This is a genomic window from Methylobacterium sp. 174MFSha1.1, assembly GCF_900116815.1.
Taxonomy (GTDB): domain Bacteria; phylum Pseudomonadota; class Alphaproteobacteria; order Rhizobiales; family Beijerinckiaceae; genus Methylobacterium.
The window spans coordinates 40,934-63,012 of sequence record NZ_FPCB01000030.1; the positions used below are offsets into that span (position 1 = coordinate 40,934).

19 protein-coding genes are annotated in these 22,079 nt (G+C 71.8%); 10 read left to right on the forward strand and 9 right to left on the reverse strand.

Going from position 1 to position 22,079, the window contains the following annotated elements; translation table 11 throughout:
• Positions 1–18 precede the first annotated feature (18 nt).
• From BM430_RS24105 to BM430_RS24115, 3 genes are all read left to right on the forward strand, one after another.
• Positions 19–597, forward strand: coding sequence for a MarR family winged helix-turn-helix transcriptional regulator (locus BM430_RS24105; RefSeq protein WP_093569775.1), 579 nt, complete (start codon positions 19–21; stop codon positions 595–597).
• A 442-nt stretch (positions 598–1,039) separates the two neighbouring features.
• Positions 1,040–4,126, forward strand: coding sequence for a PAS-domain containing protein (locus BM430_RS24110; protein WP_093569776.1), 3,087 nt, complete (start codon positions 1,040–1,042; stop codon positions 4,124–4,126).
• A gap of 109 nt (positions 4,127–4,235) precedes the next feature.
• Positions 4,236–4,922 (forward strand): SDR family NAD(P)-dependent oxidoreductase, encoded by a 687-nt coding sequence (locus tag BM430_RS24115; RefSeq protein ID WP_093569777.1) that lies wholly within the window; start codon positions 4,236–4,238, stop codon positions 4,920–4,922.
• Between the two features lie 239 nt (positions 4,923–5,161).
• On the opposite strand, the gene BM430_RS24120 is transcribed toward BM430_RS24115, so the two are convergent.
• Positions 5,162–5,785, reverse strand: coding sequence for a TetR/AcrR family transcriptional regulator (locus BM430_RS24120; protein WP_093569778.1), 624 nt, complete (start codon positions 5,783–5,785; stop codon positions 5,162–5,164).
• 155 nt (positions 5,786–5,940) lie between these two features.
• Between BM430_RS24120 and BM430_RS24125 the strand changes: the two genes are divergently transcribed.
• The 4 genes from BM430_RS24125 to BM430_RS24140 all read left to right on the forward strand — a co-directional run bounded on the left by BM430_RS24125 (position 5,941) and on the right by BM430_RS24140 (position 11,776).
• Entirely contained in the window at positions 5,941–6,669 is a 729-nt protein-coding gene (locus BM430_RS24125; protein ID WP_093569779.1) for a PspA/IM30 family protein, read from the forward strand.
• 44 nt (positions 6,670–6,713) lie between these two features.
• Entirely contained in the window at positions 6,714–6,986 is a 273-nt protein-coding gene (locus BM430_RS24130) for a YiaA/YiaB family inner membrane protein (protein WP_048436865.1), read from the forward strand.
• 185 nt (positions 6,987–7,171) lie between these two features.
• On the forward strand, positions 7,172–10,591 hold the full coding sequence (locus BM430_RS24135; RefSeq protein ID WP_093569780.1) for an acyl-[ACP]--phospholipid O-acyltransferase: 3,420 nt from the start codon (positions 7,172–7,174) through the stop codon (positions 10,589–10,591).
• Positions 10,592–10,732: 141 nt separating this feature from the next.
• Positions 10,733–11,776 (forward strand): PAS domain-containing protein, encoded by a 1,044-nt coding sequence (locus tag BM430_RS24140; RefSeq protein WP_093569781.1) that lies wholly within the window; start codon positions 10,733–10,735, stop codon positions 11,774–11,776.
• 46 nt (positions 11,777–11,822) lie between these two features.
• Here the strand turns inward: BM430_RS24140 and murA are convergent, their stop codons facing one another.
• On the reverse strand, positions 11,823–13,112 hold the full coding sequence (gene murA / locus BM430_RS24145) for a UDP-N-acetylglucosamine 1-carboxyvinyltransferase (RefSeq protein WP_093569782.1): 1,290 nt from the start codon (positions 13,110–13,112) through the stop codon (positions 11,823–11,825).
• 112 nt (positions 13,113–13,224) lie between these two features.
• Positions 13,225–13,413, reverse strand: a complete 189-nt coding sequence (locus tag BM430_RS24150) for a hypothetical protein (protein WP_093569783.1) — start codon at positions 13,411–13,413, stop codon at positions 13,225–13,227.
• Positions 13,414–13,654: 241 nt separating this feature from the next.
• Between BM430_RS24150 and hemA the strand changes: the two genes are divergently transcribed.
• Positions 13,655–14,935 carry a 5-aminolevulinate synthase gene (hemA, locus tag BM430_RS24155; RefSeq protein ID WP_093569784.1) on the forward strand — a complete coding sequence of 427 codons (1,281 nt, stop codon included), beginning with the start codon at positions 13,655–13,657 and terminating at the stop codon, positions 14,933–14,935.
• 28 nt (positions 14,936–14,963) lie between these two features.
• On the opposite strand, the gene BM430_RS24160 is transcribed toward hemA, so the two are convergent.
• The 5 genes from BM430_RS24160 to hisS form a co-directional block, all read right to left on the reverse strand.
• Positions 14,964–15,245 carry a type II toxin-antitoxin system RelE/ParE family toxin gene (locus BM430_RS24160; protein WP_093569785.1) on the reverse strand — a complete coding sequence of 94 codons (282 nt, stop codon included), beginning with the start codon at positions 15,243–15,245 and terminating at the stop codon, positions 14,964–14,966.
• Complete coding sequence (locus tag BM430_RS24165) at positions 15,242–15,466, reverse strand: hypothetical protein (protein ID WP_093569786.1); 225 nt, start codon at positions 15,464–15,466, stop codon at positions 15,242–15,244. Before BM430_RS24165 ends, BM430_RS24160 begins: the two co-directional genes overlap by 4 nt.
• A 444-nt stretch (positions 15,467–15,910) precedes the next feature.
• Positions 15,911–16,924 carry an ATP phosphoribosyltransferase gene (hisG, locus tag BM430_RS24170; protein WP_093569787.1) on the reverse strand — a complete coding sequence of 338 codons (1,014 nt, stop codon included), beginning with the start codon at positions 16,922–16,924 and terminating at the stop codon, positions 15,911–15,913.
• Entirely contained in the window at positions 16,924–18,051 is a 1,128-nt protein-coding gene (locus BM430_RS24175) for an ATP phosphoribosyltransferase regulatory subunit (protein WP_093569788.1), read from the reverse strand. Before BM430_RS24175 ends, hisG begins: the two co-directional genes overlap by 1 nt.
• Positions 18,052–18,244: 193 nt before the next feature.
• Positions 18,245–19,780: a histidine--tRNA ligase gene (gene hisS / locus BM430_RS24180; protein WP_093569789.1), complete on the reverse strand. Its 1,536-nt coding sequence runs from the start codon at positions 19,778–19,780 to the stop codon at positions 18,245–18,247.
• A gap of 186 nt (positions 19,781–19,966) precedes the next feature.
• Here hisS and BM430_RS24185 point away from each other — a divergent pair, with 186 nt between their 5' ends.
• Positions 19,967–20,263 (forward strand): DUF4258 domain-containing protein, encoded by a 297-nt coding sequence (locus BM430_RS24185; protein ID WP_093569790.1) that lies wholly within the window; start codon positions 19,967–19,969, stop codon positions 20,261–20,263.
• 11 nt (positions 20,264–20,274) lie between these two features.
• Positions 20,275–20,718: a helix-turn-helix domain-containing protein gene (locus BM430_RS24190; protein ID WP_093569791.1), complete on the forward strand. Its 444-nt coding sequence runs from the start codon at positions 20,275–20,277 to the stop codon at positions 20,716–20,718.
• Positions 20,719–20,724: 6 nt separating this feature from the next.
• On the opposite strand, the gene BM430_RS24195 is transcribed toward BM430_RS24190, so the two are convergent.
• Positions 20,725–21,960, reverse strand: coding sequence for an O-antigen ligase family protein (locus BM430_RS24195; protein WP_093569792.1), 1,236 nt, complete (start codon positions 21,958–21,960; stop codon positions 20,725–20,727).
• Positions 21,961–22,079: the final 119 nt, after the last annotated feature.

The following is a 22,079-nucleotide window of genomic DNA, read 5'->3' on the forward strand; positions in this document are numbered from 1 at the left end:
AGAGCGGGGGCGGGTGCCATGGCAGCGGGCGAGCAGGCTTTGGCCGTGGATGCGCCGCGCCGGGCGGCCAAGCGCCTCCGGCCCCCCGGCGCCAAGAGCGTCGGCTGGGCCCTGATGCAGGCGGCCCGCCTCCATCGCGGCCGCATCGGCGACCGCCTGGCGGAGCTCGATCTCTTCGCCGGCCAGGAGCAGGTGGTGCAGGCACTGGCGGCGGCCGGCACCATGACCATGGGCGACCTCGCCGCGACCCTGCGGGTGCGACCGCCCACCGCCTCGAAGACCATCACGCGGCTCGCCGCCATGGGGGTGGTCGAGCGCCGGACCGAGGCCGGGGACGGCCGCATCGTCCGGGTGCGGCTGACCGAGGCCGGCCTGGCCAAGGCCGCGGCGATCGAGGGCCTCTGGGACGAGATCGAGGCCGAGATGCTGGAGGGCTTCGACAACAAGGAGCGCCGGCGCCTGCGCAAGCTCCTGCGCCGCGCCACCCGCAACCTCGCCGAGGCCGCCGGCCTCGAGGCGCACGAATCCGACGCCGAGGCCGAGGACGATCTCGAGGGCGGGCTCGACGGCGGGGATTCGAGCCGCGACATGGATTGAGGCGGGGCGCGGATCGAAAGCCTTTTCGATCGAGCCGGCAGCCTTGACACCCTCCGGGTCATTCCGGGGCCGCGATAGCGGAGCCCGGAATCCAGAACCGCGGATGGTTCAGGATCAAGCGGAGATCGTTCCGCTTGCGTCGGAAACACCTGAGTGTCCGGATTCCGGGCTCCGCTGCGCGGCCCCGGAATGACGCAGAGGGTACCAATACTGTCGAGAAAGCTAAACACGCTTCGAGATAGCTCTTGGGCCTAAGTCCGGACTGATCATGCAGCCTATATCGTCCCGCCGAGTGGATTAGTCCGCACGCCACCCGCCCAGCCGCGAAGATCAGGCGATGCATAACGGTTATCGCCTTACCAAGGACAACGTTCTACAGTCTTCTCTCACGTAGACGATCGGCTTGCGACGGGCGCAAGAACGGTTTGGCCGGTAGAGACGAGTGTCCGATCACGAACATTGCGCGACGCGCGGGGCCGGACCGTCCGGGTTCCGCGCGCGCCTGCTGCGCACGCATGTCGCGGCCCTGGCGGTCGCCCTGCTGGTGCCGGCGCTGCTCATCATCGGGCTGATCGCGCATCACTGGGTCCAGGCCGAGCGGGCGCGGATGGAGGAGCGGACCGCGACCCTCAACGCCCACGCGGTCGAGCAGATCGACCGCTTCCTCAGCGGCCAGATCGCGATGCTGCAGGCGCTCGCGACCTCGCCGGCCCTGGAGCACGGGGATTTCGCCCGGTTCGACCGCCAGGCCCGGGAACTGGTGCGCCTGCAGGGCATCAACGTCGTGCTGCGCGACGCCGACGGGCAGCAGCGCGTGAACACGCGGCTGCCCTGGGGAACCCCCCTGCCCCGGGCGGTCATCGACAACGACCGGGTGGTGCGGGAGACCGGCGCGCCGGCGATCTCCGACCTCGTCGCCGGCACCGTCACCGGCCAGCCGATCGTCGTCGTCACGGTGCCGGTGCGGCACGGCGGGGCGCTCGCCTACTTCCTGAACGCCACCCTGCCGGCGCCGCTCTTCGGCGAGTTCCTGCGGGGCGCGGGCGTCTCCGCGCCCTATTCCGGCTCGGTCGCCGACCGGAACGGGATCATCATCGGCCGGTCGGTCGACACCGCGGCGGCGGCCGGCAAGCCGCTGCCGGGCTTCCGCTCGGTCTCCGGGACGACGGGGCAATGGTGGGGCCGCAACCTCAGCGGCATCCCGGTCTTCGGCACCCATCACCGCTCCGCCCTCTCGGGCTGGGTGGTGACGATCGGCATCGAGCAGGCGGCGTTGCGCGCGCCCTTCGTCACCTCCGTGCTGGTGCTGGCGCCGGTGATCCTCGGCCTGTCGCTGATCGCCCTGATCGCCTCGCTGCTCGTCGGCCGCCGGATCCTGCTCGCCAAGGCGCTGCTGGCGCGGGCGGCGGACGACCTCAGCCGCGGCGTCACCCTGCGGATGCCGGTGACGCCGATCCGGGAGGTGAACGAGGTCGGGGCGGTGCTGGCGCAGACTTCCGCGATCCTGCAGCGGCAGGCGGACGCCCTGCGCAAGAGCAACGCCGACCTCGAGGACCGCATCGCCGCGCGCACCCGGGAACTCGTCGCGAAGGAGGCGGTGCTCACGACGACCCTCGACGCGATGGACCAGGGCCTGATCATGGTCGACGCGCAGGGGCGGGTCGCCGTCACCAACCGCCGGCTCGCCGAGCTCCTCGACCTCGACCCGGCCTTCCTGGCGGCGCGGCCGTCGCGGGCGGAGATGCGGCGGGTGCTGACGGCGGCCGGAGAGTATGCGGGGGTCGATCCGGCCTTCGAGCACGCGATCTCGGTCGGCGACCTCGCGGTGATCGGCGCGCGCTACGAGCGCACTAGGCCGAACGGCACGATCCTCGAGGTCCACAACGCGCCGACCGCCGATGGCGGCGTGCTGCGCACCCTCACCGACATCACGGCGCGCCGCGAGGCCGAGGCGGCCCTGCAGCGCAAGAAGGCCCTGCTCGACGCGACCTTGGCCAACATGGACCAGGGCGTGCTGCTGATCGACGCCGCCGGGATCGTCCAGCTCTGCAACGAGCGGGCGATCGACCTCCTCGGCCTGCCGCCGGAGTACCGCCACGGCCACCCGACCCTGGCCGAGCTCGTCGCCTGGCAGAGCGCGAGCGGCGAGTTCGGCGACGCCGCGGCGGAGCGCGCGCCCTGGCTCGCACTCAGGGGCGACCTCCTCGGCGCCCCGCCGGTCTACGAGCGCACGCGGCCCGACGGCACCGTGCTCGAGGTGCGCACCGTGCGCCTCGCCGAGGGCGGGGCGATCCGCACCTTCTCGGACGTGACCGAGCGCAAGCGGCGCGAGCTCGCCGTCCTGGAGGCCAACCGCGTCGCCGAGGCGGCCAGGGTCCAGGCGGAGGCGGCGAGCGCCGCCAAGACCGAGTTCCTCGCCACCATGTCGCACGAGATCCGCACGCCGCTGAACGGCGTGATCGGCTACGCCGAGCTGCTGGTCCGGGCGGGCGACCTGTCGCCGGTCCAGGGCCGCAGCGCCGCGCGGATCCAGGAGGCGGGGCAGGCCCTGCTGACGGTGGTCAACGACATCCTCGACTTCTCGAAGATCGAGGCCGGGCAGATCGACCTCGACCCGCAGCCCTTCGGGCCGGCGGCCCTGGCCGACGGCGCGGTCGCGATCGTCCGGACCGCGGCGGACGCCAAGCGCCTCGCACTGATCGTCGAGACGGCGCCGGGCCTCGCCTCACGCCTCGTCGGCGACCCGAACCGGCTGCGCCAGGTGCTGCTCAACCTCGTCAACAACGCGATCAAGTTCACGCCGGCGGGACGCGTCACCCTGCACCTCGCGAGCACGCCGCTCACGTGCGGGCGCCACGCCCTGCGGGTCTCGGTCAGCGATACCGGAATCGGCATCCCGGCCGACCGCCTCGGGCAGCTCTTCCAGCGCTTCAGCCAGGTCGACGGCTCGATCCGGCGCCGCTTCGGCGGCACCGGCCTCGGCCTGGCGATCAGCCGGCAGCTGGTCGAGGCCATGGGCAGCACGATCGGGGTCGAGAGCCGGCCGGGCGCCGGCTCGACCTTCTGGTTCACCGTGCCGCTGGCGGCCGCCGCCGAAGAGGACCCGGCCCGGGAGCGGCCCCCGCTCGCGCCGCTCGCGCGCCCGGCCAGGGTCCTCCTCGTCGAGGACAGCCCGATCAACCAGGACATCGCCCGCGCCATCCTGGAGCGCCGCGGCCACGCCGTGAGCGTGGCGGGCGACGGCGCCGAGGCGGTCTCGGCCCTGCAGGCGGGCGGGTACGACGTGGTGCTGATGGACGTGCAGATGCCCGGCATGGACGGGCTGACCGCGACGCGCCACATCCGGGCGCTGGGCGCCCCTGCGAGCCGCCTGCCGATCGTGGCGCTCACCGCCAACGTGCTGCCGCAGCAGGTCGCCCAGTTCCGCGCCGCCGGCATGGACGACCATGTCGGCAAGCCGTTCCGGCCCGACGAGCTCCTGGCGACGGTGGAGCGGTGGAGCGCGCCGCGGACGGCCGACGCGGCCTGAGGGCTCGGCCCCGGACCGCTTGCCCAGGACCGCTTGCCACGGACTGCTTGCCACGGTCGCGCGGGCCCTACTTCTCCCCGCACCGGAACCGACACGGGAGATGTCCGCCATGGCCCAGCAGGAACGCAGCGCGCTGATCGTCGGGGCCTCGCGGGGCCTGGGGCTCGGGCTGGTGCGGGTCTTCCTCGCCCGCGGCTGGGCCGTCACCGCCACCTCACGGGGCGAGGCGCCGGCGCTCGCCGCCTTGAGCCCCGTCGCGCCCGCCCTCGCGCGGGTCGACATCGACGACGACGCGGGCGTGGCGCGCCTGCACGACGACCTCGCGGGCCAGAGCTTCGACGTGGTGTTCGTGGTGGCGGGCGTCGCCGACGGCGCCCACGTGCCGCTGCCGCAGGGCGACCGGGCGACGGCGCTCAAGGTCTACGAGACCAACGCGGTGAGCCCGATCCGCTTCGCCGAGACCTTCGCCGACCGGGTCGCCCCCGGCGGCCTGATGGTGCTGATGAGCTCGATCCTCGGCAGCGTCTCGCTCAACGAGGGCGGCAGCTGGGAGAGCTACCGGGCGAGCAAGGCCGCCCTCAACACGCTGGCCCGCTCCTTCTCCGCCCGCCACGGCGACGCGCCCTTCGGCACGGTGCTGATGCATCCGGGCTGGGTGCGCACCGACATGGGCGGCCCGGAGGCCGACATCGACGTCGCCACCAGCGCCGAGGGGATGGTGGCGGTGGTCGAGGGACGGCTCGGGCAGCGGGGCTGCGTGTACCTGGAATATCGGGGGGAGACGGTGGCGTGGTAGGAGTGCGGCCCTACCGATCGACGCATCGGCTCTGACACCCTCGGCGTCATTCCGGGGCCGCGTCAGCGGAGCCCGGAATCCAGAACCGCAGGTGATGCAGATCATGGCGGGATGCGTGCCGCTCGCGTCGGAAAGACCTGAGCGTCTGGATTCCGGGCTCCGCTGGCGCGGCCCCGGAATGACCCTGTGAAGCGGGAAGGTCGCGCCCAAGCGGCTGAGCGGAGAAGAGACAACCCACCTCACTCCCCCGCCAATCCCCGCCCCAGCGCCCCCACCACGATCTCGATCTGCCCGCGCAGGACCGGCTCGCTCAGCACCATCAGCTTCTCGTCGAGGCCGAGGCTGACGAGGCCGTGGGTGGCGGAGAACAGCGAGCGGGCGAGCAGCGCCCGCTCGCGGTCCCGCAGATCGGGCCGCAGCACCCGCAAAGGTGCCTCGATGTAGCGGAACAGGCGCACCTGCTCGACGAGGTACCAGTCCGGCAGCGCGTGCGTGACCCGGTGCTGGAACAGGGCGCGCCAGCGCGCCGGATGGCCCGCCGCGAAGCGCAGGTAGGCCACCGCCAGCCGCACCAGGGTCTCCACCGCCGCGTCCCGCTCGGCCGGCGTCGCCTTCCCCACCGGCTCGGGCGCGATCGGCACCGCGGTGATTGCCCGTTCGAACAGGGCGAGCGTGCGCAGGTTCACCCGGAGGATCAGGGCGTCGAGGTCGGGAAACACCGTGTAGATCGCGCCGAGCGCGCAGCCGACATCCCGGGCGAGGTCGCGCGCCTTCAGGGCCGACAGGCCCCCGGCCGCGATGGCGGCCTCCGCGGCGTCGATCAGGGCCGTCCGCAACCGCTCCCGCCTCTCGTCGTTGCGCATCCCGTCCGTCGCCTCTCGCGTGCGTTTTCGCACCTGCCTGAAAACGCTCGTGAACGCCGTTCAAATTCGCGCTTGAACACCGTTCAGAGCTGTGGAAACTTGCGTTCGTGAACAACGTTCACGCCAGCGGAGCCAAGATGCTCACGGAGCCTAAGATGCTCAACCTCCTCTCCACCCTCGTCCGGGGCGCCGCCGCCAGGGCCGCCGAGGACCTTCACGACCAGCACGCCTTCCTGATCCTGGAGCAGCAGCTGCGCGACGCGGCCGCCGCCCTCGACGACAGCCGCCGGACGCTCGGGCTCGCCCTCGCCCGGGAGGCGGCCGACGCCAAGCGGCAGGCCGCGCTCGCCGCCCGGATCGCCGAGCTGGAGGGAAGCGCCGTCGCGGCTCTCGCCGGCGGGCGCGAGGACCTGGCGGCCGAGGCCGCCGAGGCCCTGGCCGAGATGGAGGAGGAGGCGCAAGCCCTCGAGGCGAGCCGTGCGGCCTACGCCGCGGAGGTCGCGGCCCTGCGCCGGGCCGTGCGCAAGGGCGGCCGGCAATTCGCCGAACTGGAGCGCGGCCAGCGCATCGCCCGGGCGGCGGAGGCGGTGCACCGCCTGCGGGCCCGGCGCGGGCAGGGGCTGGGCAGCCCGGCGGCGCTCGCCGAGGCGCAGGCCACCCTGCGGCGCCTGCGCGAGGCCCAGGCCGCGGACGCCGCCTCCGACGAGGCCCTGGCGATCATCGAGGCGGCGACGCCCGAATCCCTGAGCGAGCGCCTGGAGGAGGCCGGCTTCGGCCCGCGCACCCGGCCGAGTGCCGGCCGCGTGATGGAGCGCCTGCGGGCGAAAGCCGAGGCCCGGACCAACGCCCAGTCCCAAGCCCAGACCCCGACCGGCGCCGCCTGAGCGCGACCCGCCCCCCGTCTCACGCTCCTGAGGAAACCCCATCCATGACCCCGCAGACCCCGCAGCACACCTCCGCCTGGGTGGCCTTCACCTACGCCTCCTTCATCGGCGCCGCCACCATGGTGGCCGGCGGCATCCTGTTCCTGCCCCTCGACCTCTGGACCAAGGCCTATCTCGCCATGGGGGTGACGATGCTGGTCCAGTCCTGCATCACCCTGGTCAAGACCGTACGCGACGTCCACGAGGGCAAGCGCCTCGTCAACCGGATCGAGGATGCCCGGGCCGAGCGCCTGCTGATGGAGATGGGCAAGGAATAGCCCGTCGCCCTCCGGGCGGCCGGCTTCCCGACATCGGATCGCCAGTCGTCGGATCGCCGGCCTTCGGATCACCCCGAGACCGCGGCAGCAAAGCCGGTTAGGGTTTACCGGCTAAGGGCTGCGTCTCCTGGCGCGGCGGCGCCCGGCTCGTCCGCCCACCCGTCACCGAGCGAGGAACGCCCTCCATGTCCGGAAAGCTGATGGCCAGCCGGCGCTTCGCGCCCCTGTTCTGGTGCCAGTTCTTCTCCGCCTTCAACGACAACTTCCTCAAGAATGCCCTGGTGTTCCTGATCATGTTCGGGGCGGGCGGGGTCGGCGGCGGGGCGGATGGCGGCTCGGCGGCCCTGGTGACCTTGGCCGGCGCGGCCTTCATCGCGCCGTTCTTCTTCCTCTCAGGGTTAGGCGGCGAGCTCGCCGACCGCTACGACAAGGCCTACATCGCGCGCCGCCTCAAGGCGGCCGAGATCGTGGCGGCGGGCGTCGCGGTGCTCGGCTTCTGGCTCGCCTCGGTACCGATCCTGTTCGTGGCCCTCGTCCTGTTCGGGATCGTCGCGGCCCTGTTCGGGCCGATCAAGTACGGCATCCTGCCCGACCACCTCGCCCGCGCCGAGCTGCCGGCCGGCAACGCGCTCATCGAGGCCGCGACCTTCCTCGCCATCCTCACCGGCACCATCGCGGGGGGCCTCGCCGTCACCCATGGCGGGGCGCACGCCTTCGGCCTCCTGGTGATGGGCTTCGCGGTCCTCTGCTGGCTCGCCAGCCTCGCGATCCCGAAGACCGGCGAGGCGGCTCCCTACCTCACCGTCGACCGCAACGTGCTGCGCTCGACGGGCAGCCTGATGCGCGACCTCTACGAGGACACGCGGCTGTGGCGCACCGGCGTCATCACGAGCTGGTTCTGGCTCGTCGGCGCCGTGGTGCTGGCCCTGCTGCCGGCCCTCGTCAAGGGCACCTTCGGCGGCGACGAGACCGTGGTGACGGCCTTGCTCGCCATGTTCTCGGTCGGCGTGGCGCTCGGTTCCGGCCTCGCCTCCTGGCTCTGCGCCGGGCGGATCGTGATGCTGCCGACGCCGGTCGCCGCGCTCGTCATGGGCCTCGTCTCCCTCGACTTGGCGCACGTCGCCGCCACCAGCGTGCCGCCCTCCTCGCCCGTCGGCGCCCTCGATTTCCTGGGGTCCTGGCGCGGCGCCCGGATCGCCCTCGACTTCGTGCTTTTGGCCGCGGCCGCCGGCCTGTTCATCGTGCCGTCCTTCGCCGCGCTCCAGGCCTGGACCCCGAAGGAGCGCCGCGCCCGGGTCATCGCCGCCTCGAACGTGCTCGCCGCCGCCCTCATCGTGCTCGGCGCCGTCGGTCTCGCGGGCTTGCAGAAGGCGGGCCTGTCCTCGGCGGGCCAGTTCCTGATCGTCGGCATCGCCAACCTCCTCGCCGGCATCGCGATCCTCCTGGTCCTGCCGACCAGCGGCTTTCGCGATTTCCTGTCGATCCTGTTCCGGGCCTTCTACCGGCTGGAGGTGCGGGGCATCGAGAACGTCGAGAAGGCGGGGCCGAACGCCATCATCGCCCTCAACCACGTCAGCTTCCTTGATGCCGGCCTCGCCCTGTCGCTGACCGAGCGCGACCCCACCTTCGCCATCGACCACACCATCGCGCAGAAATGGTGGGTGCGCCCGTTCCTGTGGCTCACCCGGGCGCTGCCCCTCGATCCCACGAAGCCGATGGCGACGCGCACCCTCATCAACGCCGTGAAGTCCGGCGAGACGCTGATCATCTTCCCCGAGGGGCGGCTCACCGTCACCGGCAGCCTGATGAAGGTCTATGACGGCGCCGGCCTCATCGCCGACAAGTCCGGCGTGCCGGTCGTGCCGGTGAAGATCGAGGGGCCGGAGCGGACGGCGTTCTCGCGCCTGTCCCGGGCCCAGGTGCGCCGGCGCTGGTGGCCGAAATTCACCGTGACGGTGCTGGAGCCGGTGCGGCTCGACGTCGATCCCGCGCTCAAGGGCAAGGCCCGCCGCCAGGCGGCGGGCGCCGCCCTCTACGGCGTGATGTCGGACCTGATCTTCCGCACCGCGCCGACCGACCGCACGGTGTTCGACGCGGTGGTCCAGGCGGCCGAGCGCGAGGGGACGGCCCGCGTCGCCGTCGAGGATCCGGTCTCCGGCACGCTCACCTATCGCCGCCTGCTGATCGGCGCCCGGGTGCTGGGGGGGAAGCTCGGGCCGCTGGCGCCGCGGGGCCGGGCGATCGGCGTGATGCTGCCGAACGCCAACGCCGCCGCCGTCACGGTGCTCGGGCTGATGTCGGCGGGCCGGGTGCCGGCGATGATCAACTTCACCGCCGGCCCGACCAACATCCTCAACGCCTGCAAGGCGGCGGAGGTCGACACGATCGTCACCTCCCGGGCCTTCGTGCAGAAGGGCCGCCTCGACGCGCTCCTGGAGGCGCTCGCTGAGAGCCTGACCATCGTCTACCTGGAGGATGTCCGCGGGCAGGTCGGCCGGCTCGACAAGCTGCGCGGCCTCATCAGTTGGCGCCAGGCGCTCCACCCGCGCCAGCCCGACGACCCGGCGGCGATCCTGTTCACCTCGGGCAGCGAGGGCACGCCGAAGGGCGTGGTACTCTCCCACCGGAACATGCTGGCCAACGCCGCCCAGGCCCAGGCGCGGATCGATTTCGGCCGCACCGACAAGGTGTTCAACGTCCTGCCGGTGTTCCACTCGTTCGGGCTCACCGTCGGGCTGGTGCTGCCGCTGGTCTCCGGCGTGCCGGTCTACCTCTACCCCTCGCCGCTGCACTACCGGATCGTGCCCGAGCTGGTCTACGGCTCGAACGCGACCATCCTGTTCGGCACCGACACGTTCCTCGCCGGCTATGCCCGCGTCGCCCACGCCTACGATTTCCGCTCGCTGCGCTACATCCTGGCCGGGGCCGAGCCGGTGAAGCCGGCGACCCGCAAGGCCTACGCGGAGAAGTTCGGCCTGCGGATCCTGGAGGGCTACGGCGTCACCGAGACGGCGCCGGTGCTCGCCCTCAACACGCCGATGTTCAACCGCTTCGGCACGGTCGGGCGGATCATGCCCGGGATGGAGGCGCGGCTGGAGCCGGTGCCCGGCGTCGCGGAAGGCGGGCGCCTGTTCGTGCGCGGCCCCAACGTCATGCTGGGTTATCTCAGGGCCGAGAATCCCGGCGTGCTCGAAGCCCCGCCCGAGGGCTGGCACGACACCGGCGACATCGTGACGATCGACGCGGACGGCTTCGTCACCATCCGCGGCCGGGCCAAGCGCTTCGCCAAGGTCGCCGGCGAGATGATCTCGCTGTCGGCCGTCGAGGCGCTGGCCGCCGAACTCTACCCGGAGGCCGCGAGCGCCGTCGCGGCCCTGCCGGATCCGCGCAAGGGCGAGCGCCTGGTGCTGGTGACCGAGAAGGCGGACGCGACCCGCGCCGCCTTCCAGGCCCGCGCCCGCGTCAGCGGGATGAGCGAACTCGCCGTGCCGGCCGAGATCGTGACGGTCGACAAGCTGCCGCAGCTCGGCTCCGGCAAGGTCGATTTCGCCGCGGTGACCCGGCTCGCCGCCGAGCGGACGCGGCTGGCGGAGGCGGCAGCTTGACCTAACGGTGATACGCATGCAGCGTACGTGACAGTCTCGCGTTGACGTCGCGTCGTGGCCGGCTGGTCTGGCCAGGACGCTGCTCTGCCGGAGAGTCGACTTGACTCCGAACCAGCATCGCACGGCTGTCAGGATCGCCGCATGTCTCCCCCTCTTCCCGGTGTGCCGGACCGGCCCGCCTTCTCGTCGCGGGACTTCCTGCGGCTGCTCGAGATCCGCGGGCTGACCGGCAGCTGGGGCTGGACCTTCGCCACCGACGAGCACGTCTGGTCGCCCGGCCTGTACCGCCTGCTCGGCCTCGACCCCGGGGCAATCCGGCCGAGCTACGCCACCCTCCTGGCGATGGTGCACCCGGACGACCGCTTCGACCTCGCCACGGCGGCGCAGACGATCCAGACCGGAACCCTGCCCGACGGCACGGTGCGGGTGATCCGGCCGGACGGGTCGCTGCGCATCCTGTCATTCCGCGGCGAGGTCTACCACGACCCGGACGGACGGCCGCGGGCCGCCGCCGGCACCGTGCTGGACGTCACCGACCGCGAGCGCCTGGCCGCCGTGCAGGCGGAGGAGCGCCGCCGCCGCCGGGCCCTGTTCGAGCAGACCCAGTCCTGGACCCACGCGGCGATCGACGATCCCGCGCAGCGCGTCGGCTCGCAGGAGGTGCTGGCCCTGACCGGCCTGACGCAGGAGGAGTACCGTGAGGATTGCTGCCGGGTGATCGCCGCGGGCGACCGGCCGCGGGCGCGCGAGCAGGTGCGCACGCTGCTGCAGGCCGGCCGGCCCTTCGTGATGGGCAAGGTGCTGCGCCTCGCCGAGGGCGGGGAGGCCCGCTTCCGCTTCGCCTACGCGCCCCTGCGCGACGAGACCGACGCGATCCGCACCTGGGCGATCATGGCCTCGCGCCTCGACGGCCCGATGAATGCGGCGATGGACGAGCCGGTGCAGCAGGGATTCGAGAGCGGGATCGGCGGCCGGCATCTCTGCGCCGCCCGCGCCCTGCTCGGCTGGTCGATGCAGGATCTCGCCGCCCGGAGCGGCCTCTCGCTCTCCTCGGTCCGCCGCCTGGAGGATGACGGCGAGGCCCTGACCTCCCGCACCCGCCGGACCGCCGTCGCGGCGCTCCGGGAGGCCGGGATCGTGTTCCTGCTGACCGACGGCAGCGCGGTGGCGGTCTACCGGAAGTAGCCGCCGGGGATGGCCCCGCCGGAGGCGGGACCGTCCCCGGGGATCGTCACACCCGCTCGCGCCGGATCTCGGCGCCGCAGCGCACGAGTTTGGCCTCCAGCGCCTCGAAGCCACGGTCGAGGTGGTAGACCCGGTTGATCTGGGTCTCGCCCTCGGCGGCGAGGCCGGCGATCACCAGCGACACCGAGGCGCGCAGGTCGGTCGCCATCACGGGAGCCCCTTTGAGGCGCTCGACCCCCTCGACCACCGCGACGTCGCCCTCCAGCCGGATCTTCGCGCCGAGGCGGGCCAGCTCCTGCACGTGCATGAAGCGGTTCTCGAAGATCGTCTCGCGGATGCGCGACTGGCCCTTGGCCTTGGTCATCAGGGCCATGAACTGGGCCTGGAGGTCGGTCGGGAAGCCCGGGAACGGATCGGTGGTGACGTCCACCGCCGCCACGCCGTGGCCGTTGCGGCGCACCCGGATGCCGTGATCGAGCGGCGTCACCTCGGTGCCGGTGGTGGCCAGGATGTCCAGCGCACTGTGCAGGAGGTCGGCCCGGGTCCCTTCGAGCGTCACGTCGCCGCCGGTCATCGCCACCGCCATGGCGTAGGTGCCGGTCTCGATCCGGTCGGGCAGTACGGCGTGGCGGGCGCCGGAGAGGCGCGAGACGCCCTCGATCACGATGCGCGGCGTGCCGGCGCCCTCGATCCGCGCGCCCATCCGCGACAGGCAGGCGGCGAGGTCCACCACCTCCGGCTCGCGGGCGGCGTTCTCGATCACGGTCGTGCCGTGGGCCAGCACCGCCGCCATCAGGGCGACGTGGGTGCCGCCGACCGTGACCTTCGGGAACTTGATCTCGCCGCCGCGCAACCCGTTCTTCGTCCGCGCCACCGCGTAGCCGCCGTCGATCTCGATCGTGGCGCCCAGCGTCTCCAGCGCCATCAGCAGCAGGTCGACCGGGCGCGTGCCGATCGCGCAGCCGCCCGGCAGCGACACCCGCGCCTCGCCGAAGCGGGCGAGCAGCGGCGCGATCACCCAGAAGCTCGCCCGCATGGTCGAGACGAGGTCGTAGGGCGCCGTGGTGTCGATGACGTTCGAGGCGGTGAGCCGGATGGTCTGGCCGGCCTCGGTGGTCTGGCCCGGGCGCTTGCCCACCACCATGTGGTCGACGCCGTGGTTGCCGAGGATGCGCAGGAGCGAGGCGACGTCGGCGAGCCGGGGCACGTTCGACAGTTCCAGCGTCTCGCCGGTGAGCAGGCTGGCGATCATCAGCGGCAGGGCCGCGTTCTTGGCGCCCGAGATCGGGATGATGCCGTGAAGCGGCTGGCCGCCGACGATGTGGATGCGATCCATGGTGACAACGTCCCTCGCGCCCGCGGCGCGTCCCGCGCGCCGGACCGGCGCGCCTCGTGATTCCGAAACCTGCTTTATTGCACCGCAGCGATGCTACCGCTACGCTTGGGCGTCAACGCTCATCCCCGGCCTTTCGATCCGCGGGCGCGTCCGGCGCCGGCTCGGCCGCCTCGCGGCCCCGCACCTGCGCCTTGCGGCGGCGCAGGTTCTCGCGGAGCGCCGCCTTCAGCCGCTCGTCGCGCGTCGCGTCGCGAGTCCCTTGCCGGTCGTCCTGCCGGGCTCCCTCGCCCTGCCCGCTCATCGCGCGCGACCCTTCGTCGCCATGACCAATTTCCCGCTTCCGTGACCGTGCGAGAGGAGTCAGAACGCCCGCCTCGCCCTCGACTTTTTCCAAAGACAAAGCCGTCGCATTTGAGCGAGATCAAGGCGCGACCAGCGATGGATCGGCGATTCGGCCATCCGCCGCGCGGACCGGCTCCTCCCCGGGGTCAGGCCCGGTCCCGCCCCCGGATGCCCATCCGGCCAGACCGCGAAGGACCACGATGCCCGAGACCCGGCCCGAGACCCGCCCCGACACCGTTCAGGGCGCGACCGATTACCAGGCCCTCTTCCGCGGCGCGCTCGCGCGCCTGCACGACGAGCGCCGCTACCGCGTCTTCGCCGACATCGAGCGCATCAACGGCCGCTTTCCCACCGCCCTGTGGCGCAGCGGCGCCGGCACCCGCGAGATCACCGTGTGGTGCTCGAACGACTATCTCGGCATGGGCCAGCACCCCTCGGTGGTCGCCGCGCTCACCGAGACCGCGCAGCGCTGCGGCGTCGGCGCCGGCGGCACCCGCAACATCGCCGGCAACAACTCGCCGCTCGTCGACCTGGAGCGCGAGCTCGCCGACCTGCACGGCAAGGAGGCGGGCCTCGTCTTCACCTCCGGCTACGTCTCGAACCAGGCCGGCATCTCGACGATCGCCCGGCTGATCCCGGACTGCCTGATCCTGTCCGATGCCTTCAACCACAACTCGATGATCGAGGGCGTGCGCCAGTCGGGCTGCGACAAGCAGATTTTTCGCCATAACGACCTCGCCCATCTCGAGGAGCTGCTGATCGCGGCCGGCGACCGGCCGAAGCTGATCGCCTTCGAGAGCGTCTACTCGATGGACGGCGACGTCGCGCCGATCGGGAAGATCTGCGACCTCGCCGAAGCTTACGGCGCCATGACCTATCTCGACGAGGTCCACGCCGTCGGCCTCTACGGCCCGCGCGGCGCCGGCATCGCCGAGCGCGACCGGGTGATGCACCGGGTCGACGTGATCGAGGGCACGCTCGCCAAGGGCTTCGGCTGCGTCGGCGGCTACATCACCGGCTCGGCGGCGCTCTGCGACGCGGTGCGCAGCCACGCGCCCGGCTTCATCTTCACCACCGCCCTCCCCCCGGCGATCGCCGCCGCCGCCGTCGCGTCGATCCGCCACCTGAAGCGGTCGGGTGCCGAGCGCGAGGCGCACCAGCGCCAGGCCGCCCGCACCAAGGCCGCCCTCCTCGATGCCGGCCTGCCGGTGCTCGCCACCGACACCCACATCGTCCCGGTGATGGTCGGCGACGCGGAGGCCTGCAAGGCGGCGGCCGACCGGCTGCTGGAGCGCCACGGCATCTACATCCAGCCGATCAACTATCCCACCGTGCCCCGCGGCACCGAGCGCCTGCGCATCACCCCCTCCCCGTTCCACGGCGAGGCGCAGATCGCGGCGCTCCGCGAAGCGCTGGTCGAGGTATGGGACGCGCTGAACCTGCCGCGGGCCGGGACGGTGTTCGTCGAGGCGGCGGAGTAAGCTTTTTTGGGAGCACTGACGGCCTTCGTCAGTGCTCCTCCCGGCGGGCGGCGTGGCGGATGGTGACGATCTGCACGGCATCGGCCACCACATCCACTTTGTAGAAGATCAGGTAGGGCAGGCGCGGTACCGCAAACCGATGCAGGCCTTTCCCGACCATGCGTCCGGCCTGCGGGTGCACAGTCAGCATCGTCAGCGCCGAGCGGATCGCGTCGCCCACACGCTTGGCAGCGACCGGGTCATGGGCGCTGATGTCACGGCCGATCGCATCGATATCGCGACGCGCTCGCCACGAGAGGCGCAGCTTCACCGTTCGAAGCTTCGAAACGCTGCCTCCACCTCCTCGTCAGTCGCGAACTCGCCGCGCTCGATTTCCGCCAAACCTTCCAGGATGTAAGACAGATGCTCCGGCGCGATATCTGCCAGGACATCGTCCTGGGCCAATAAGAGGATCGCTTGCGCCATCGTATCCTGCGTATTCGGCGGCAGGCGACGCAGAGCTTCCACGGCCTTGTCCAAAAGCATTGTCATTGCTTATGTATCCTCGTGGTCGACGATACGGCCAGCGGCAGGCTGCCATCATCGCACGGTTCGCCCGGCCTTTCACCACGAATGGCGAGGGCCTTCTGTGCGACCATCCTCGTGAACGTGACGATGAATGCATGCTCATGACCGAGCGCGATCGAAGGCAGCCTTCACGACGTCACACAGGCATCGCCAACAGCGAGCGCCCCCGCTCCGCCTGAGCCATGCCGTCGAGCACGACTGCGAGATGGTCGGGATCGATGTCCTCAGGCTCGACCTCGCCACGATCGCCATCCCCGCACAGAGGCGAGAAGCGCCCGCGCGAACTCATCGCGCATTTCGGGCGGCAGCCTTTCCAGCGCCGCCGCCGCTTGCCGCAGCCGATCCGTCATCGCCGGGTTGCGCCGATGTCCGATCCCCTGATCGTAGCACGGGCAGACCCCGGACGATCTACGACAACCGCCCCAACAACCGCTCCACCAGCGGGTTCTCCGCCGCGAAGGCGTAGTCGATCCGCCGCACGCTCACCGCCTGCGCCCCGGCCCGGACCAGCGCGTCGGCGAGCCCGAACACCGCATCCGCAGGGCAGCGCAGCACGATCTCGCCGCGCCCCTCCGGCGCGCCGTAGGGCAACTCGGCCTCGTGCAGGGCGGCGAGGGCCGCGAGGTCGATCTCGCCGGAGGCCGGCATGCCGGCACGGACCTCGCGGGTGGTGCGGGCCCGCTCCTCGGCGCTGATGCGGCCGAGCACCGCCTGCACGGCGCGCCGCGGCGTCTCGCTCCAGGAGGCGGCGAGCGAGGCGACGAGGTTCGCCTCCGAGCGCAGGATCACCCCGTCGTCGAGGATCTTCAGCGCGTTCGCCGCCAGGGTGGCGCCGGTGGTGGTGATGTCGACGATGATCTCGGCGCTGCCGGAGGCCGGCGCGCCCTCGGTGGCCCCCAGGCTCTCGACGATGCGGTAATCGGCGACGCCGTGCTCGTAGAAGAAGCGGCGGGTCAGGTTGACGTACTTGGTGGCGATGCGCAGGCGCTTGCCGTGGCGCACCCGCATGTCGCTCGCCACCTCGTCGAGGTCGCTCATCGAGCGCACGTCGATCCAGGCCTGAGGCACCGCCACCACCACGGTGGCCTGGCCGAAGCCGAGCGGCGTCAGCAATTCGACCTGGCCGGCGGCGTCCGGCAGGGTCTCGCGGATCAGGTCCTCGCCGGTGATGCCGAGATGCGCCGCACCGGACGCGAGCTGGCCGGCGATCTCGGAGGCCGAGAGGAAGCGCACCTCGACCCCGTCGACGCCCTTGAGACGGCCGCGATAGTCGCGGGCGCCGCTGGTCTGGGCCAGCGTCAGGCCGGCACGGCCGAAGAAGGCGGCGGCGTTCTCCTGCAGGCGGCCCTTCGAGGGCACCGCCAGGACGAGGGGGCCATCGAGCGGGCCGTCGAGGGGAGCGGCTTTCGTCGTGTCGGTCATCAGCGCGCGCCCCCGAGGCGTTCGAGCCAGAACGAGCAGCCCACCGCCGGCAGGGCGTCCCGGCTGCCGAGATGCTGGAGCAGGCCGTCGTAGCGCCCGCCGCCGACCACCGGCTTCTCGCCGTCCTGCGCGACCTCGAAGATGAAGCCGGTATAATAGTCGAGGTTGCGGGCGAAGCTGCCGGTGAACGCGAAGCGCTCCAGCGGCAGGCCGCGGGCGGCGATGAAGCCGTTGCGCTCCTCGAACAGGGCGAGCGCCGCCTCGAGCCGGGGATCGTCGAGCCCGGCCCGGCGGGCGAGGTCGCGGGCGGCGAGGGCCGCGGCATCGGGATCGCCGGTGAGGGCGAGGTAGGCATCGAGCACCTCGCGGGCCTTGGCCCCGAGGCCGGCGCCGCCCTCGGCATGCGCCGCCGCCTTGGCGAGGAAGCGCTCGGCGATCTCGCCGGCGGTGCGGCCGCCGACCCGGCTGATGCCCGCGATGGCGAGCACGTCCTCGACGAAGGCGCGCACCCCTTGCGGGTCCTGGCCCTGGATGGCCGAGAGCAGGCCGGCATGGGCCGCGTCGACCGAGACCGGCACCGCGATCTCGTCGAGGGAGCGGCCGGCGGCCACCGCCCGCAGCGTCCGGCGCTTGGCCGCCGGCTGGACGTTCAGCGCGTCGAGGAGCGCGGTGATCAGCCCCATGTCGCCGAGGCGCACCTGCCGGTCGCGATGCCCGAGCCGGTCGAGCCCGTCGAGGGCCAGCCCGAGGATCTCGGCATCGGCCGCCGGCACGTCGGTCCGGCCGATCGACTCGATGCCGGCCTGGTGGAACTCGTCGGGCTCGGCCGCCCGCAGGCGGAAGACCGGGCCGAGATAGCTGTAATCGGCCGCCTGCCCGTCGGCGACGGCGCGGTGATGGCGCCCGACCGGAATCGTGTATTCGGGCCGCAGGCAGAGCTCCGCCCCGGCGCCGTCCTGGGTGATGAAGATGCGCCGCCGGATGTCCTCGCCGGACAGCTCCAGGAAGGGCTCGACCGGCTGCAGCACCGGCGGCTCGACCCGCGCGTAGCCCCGGTCCTCGAACAGCGCCAGGAGCGCCTCGTGCGCCGCCGCCGGCCGGGGGGCCGCGGCTCCGTTACCCGTCATTGGTCCCAACACCTACACTATCCGGACGGCCCTGTAGCAGCCGCGGGCGGGCTTGGCGACCGTGGGGGTGTGCGGAGTGGAGTTGTATCCACGTTGCCGGATGCGGCGCGGATCTCTCCTCTCCCCGCCCGCGGGGAGAGGCGAACGCGCCCAACCCGGTGGCGAACTTACGAATTACGAAGAGTATCGACCCTCAGCCACCGTAATGCCGCCCCAGCACCTCGCGCACCCGCGCGACCATCTCGTCCACCGGCACCGAGAACTGGGCCGGCCGGGCGGCCTTCCACTCGGCGTTGCTGGCGATGGCGTCGGCGGCTTTCGCGCCCTCGATCAGGTCCTTGATCTGGACCTCGCCCTTCGCCCGCTCGTCGCTGCCCTGGATGACGACGCAGGGCGCGCCGCGGCGGTCGGCGTACTTCATCTGGGCCTTCATGCCGGAGGCGCCGAGATAGAGCTCGGAGCGGATGCCGGCTTGGCGCAGGGCCGCGACGAGGGCTTGGTAGGCGGCGGTCTCCTCGCGGTCGAGCACCAGCACCACCACCGGGCCGGGGGCGGCCTGACCCGACACGATCGGGCTGCGGACCACCTGGAGGGCGGAGAACAGGCGCGAGACGCCGACCGAGAACCCGGTCGCCGGCACCGGCTCCGAGCGGAAGCGGCCGACGAGGCCGTCATAGCGCCCGCCGCCGGCCACCGAGCCGAAGCGCACGGTCTGGCCGTCCTCGTTGACCACGGGAAAGGTCAGCTCGGCCTCGAAGACCGGGCCGGTATAGTATTCGAGGCCGCGCACCACCGACGGATCGGCCCGCACCCGGTCGTGGCCGTAGCCCGCCGCCTCGCACAGCTTCATGATCGTGTGCAGTTCGGCGATGCCCTGGCGCCCGGTCTCGGACTCCCCGACCACCTCGCTCCAGCCGCCGAAGAAGTTTTCCCAGAAGGCGAGGCGGTCGCCGCCCTCGGTGGGGGCGGCCTGGAACGCGACGTAGCGCAGGATGCGCTCGATCGCGTCGTCCGACAGGCCGGCGCCCTTGGTGAAGTCGCCGCTCTCGTCCTTGCGGCCGGGGCCGAGCAGCAGGCGCACGCCGTCGGGCCCGAGGCGGTCGAGCTTGTCGATCGCCCGCAACACGGTGAGGCGCCGGCCGGCCTGGTCGTCGCCGCCGAGCCCGATCGCCTCCATCACGCCGTCGAGGACCTTGCGGTTGTTGACCTTCACCACGTAGTCGCCGCGGCCGATGCCGACCTTCTCCAGGGTGTCGGCGGCCATCATGCAGATCTCGGCATCCGCCGCGACGGTCGGCGCCCCGACGATGTCGGCGTCGAACTGCATGAACTGGCGGAAGCGGCCCGGGCCCGGCTTCTCGTTGCGGAAGACGTAGCCGGCGCGGTAGCTGCGATAGGGTTTGGGGAGCGCATCGAAATGCTCGGCGACGTAGCGGGCGAGCGGCGCCGTCAGGTCGTAGCGCAGCGACAGCCAGGCTTCGTCGTCGTCCTGGAACGAGAACACGCCCTCGTTCGGCCGGTCGAGGTCGGGCAGGAATTTGCCCAGCGCCTCGGTATACTCGATGAACGGGGTCTCCACCGCCTCGAAGCCGTAGAGCTCGAAGCTCTCGCGGATCTTGTCCAGCATCCGGTTGGTGGCGGCGATCTCGGCCGGCCCGCGGTCGACGAGGCCGCGCGGCAGGCGGGGCTTGAGGGTGGCGGCCTTCTCGGCCTTCGCGGGCTTGGACATCGGGTCTCGCAGGCAGGAATCGGTCGGCGCGCGTGCCGCCGGGCGGCAGGGGCAAGCGCGCGTGGGGTTCGTGGGCTCGCGCCCACATAGGCCGATATCCGCCTGGGCTCCAGCCCCGCCGGGGCGGATGGCCCCTTTCCTGCGCTCGCGTTGACCGAGGCAATGACCTATCATAATGATAGGTCCATGAACGACACAGCGCCGCGCACTGCCCCGGCCGCCCGTGCGCTGATCCGTGAGATCGCGCGGGACAGCGCCCGCGTCTTCGTTCTGCCGCATGGCCGTAAGCGCGGTCGGCAGCGCGTGATCTCGTTCAAGCAGATCGTGGATTGCCTGCTGAAGGGCTCGATCTCGGAAGGGCCGTATCAGGTCGCGAACGGGGCTTGGCGCTGCAACGTCTCGCGGCACGCCGCGGGGGAGGAGATGACCTGCGTCGTGGAGTTTGAGCTACCACGTCGGCTGCTGGTCGTGACCGTGTTCTGAAGGAGTTCGCGATGGCTTACCACTACGTCGAGAGCGGCCTGGACAACGTCCACCTCGAGAACGGCTTCAACCTGCTGGAGACGAGCCACGGCCCTGCCGTATCGATCGAGGATGTGCACGGCCTTCACGCCGCGATCGGCCGCTGCCTGATCGACGCGAGCGCACCACTCACGGGTGCCGAATTGCGCTTCCTGCGCATCGAGATGGAGCTGAGCCAGCGGTCGCTCGCCGGACTCCTCGGCACGACGGAACAGACCCTGCGCCGCTACGAGAAGGCCCGCGGCCAGGCGGTGCCCGGGCCGGTCGATCACCTGCTCCGGGCGCTCTACGCGGAATACGTCGGCGGCGACGGCTCGGTGCGCCGCATGGTCGAGCGCCTCGCCGGCCTGGAACCGCAGCCGCGGACGGACTTGCGGCTGCGCGAGACCGAGCGGGGCTGGACACTCGCCGCGTAGGGCGCCTCACGCCTCCCCGGTCGCCAGCCACCTGACCCGCGCCGCCTCCAGCCCCCACACGATGCCGAGCATCATGTAGACGTGGCGCCACTTCTCGATGTCGATCTGCATCGCCTGGAGGAAGAACATCAGCAGGGCCGGAAACACGATCTGGGCGTGGCGCCGGTAGGGCGTGTCCTGGCTCATCAGCCGAAAGCCCACCCGGCTCGTCATCAGCACCAGGAACACGAAGGCGACGCCGCCGACCCAGCCGCCGTTGGAGAAGGCGCCGATATAGGAATTGTGCGGCTCGAGGTTGAAGGTGCGGCGCCAGCGCAGGGGGCCCATGCCGAGCGGGTCCTCGATCAGCATGCCGATGCCGCGAATCTGGTTGCCGAAGCGGCCGGTCTCGCCCTCGTCGTAATCCTGCGTGACGGCGGCGCGCTTGGCGAAGGTCTCGCCGACGGTGCCGACCGAGAGCAGGCCGACGAGGGCCACCGCCCCGAACCCCGCCGTGAGCGCCGCCAGCAGCACGATGCGGCGGCGTAAACGCGGCGCGCTGGTGCGGTAGACCATCAGCACCATCAGGCCGGCCACCACCAGGGTGCCGCCCCAGGAGCCGCGGGAGAAGGACAGGAACACGCCGGCGAGCAGGATGCCGAGCCCGAGCCCCGACAGGAGCGGACGCCGGGCGCGCCCGGTGAGCAGGTTGTGCATCAGGTAGAGCGCGCCGAGCGTCAGGAACGAGCCGAACACGTTCGGGTCCTGGAAGGTGCCGGCGGCGCGGCCGTACTTGGCGAACAGGTCCTCGTTGCCGATCAGCTCGAGGTAGCCGCCGATCCCGAGCACTGCGCTGAGCAGCGTGCTGGCGGTGTAGACCTTGAGGGCGGCCTCGACCCGGCGGTCGGTACCGTCCGAGAAGAACAGCGTGAAGAAGATGCCGGTGATCGCGAGGTAGCAGAGCTGCACCGTCCAGATCGCCGAGAGGTCCTCGTCGAGATACGGCATCAGGGCGACGACCGTGGCGCCCACGAAGACGAGCAGCACCAGGACCACGGGCACCGCGCCGCGGTGGAGCCGCACGCCGAGCAGGACCCAGAGCACGATCGTCGGGATCGCCACGATGTCGTAGGGCGAGGTATCCGAGAAGGCGAAGCAGGCGAAGAAGATGAACGCCGCCATCAGGGCGTGGCCGAGGCCCCGCAGCAGCGACAGGACCGGCACCGCGGCGAGATCGCGGCGCGGCAGGACGAACGTGGCCATCGGGCGCCTCCTCGGGTGACGACGCCCGGGAGGTTAGCGGCGGGATGGTGTGCGCCGGCTGAAGCGACAGGGTGAATGAAGACTTAAAAAAGACCGGAGGATGAGGTCCGACAGTCTTC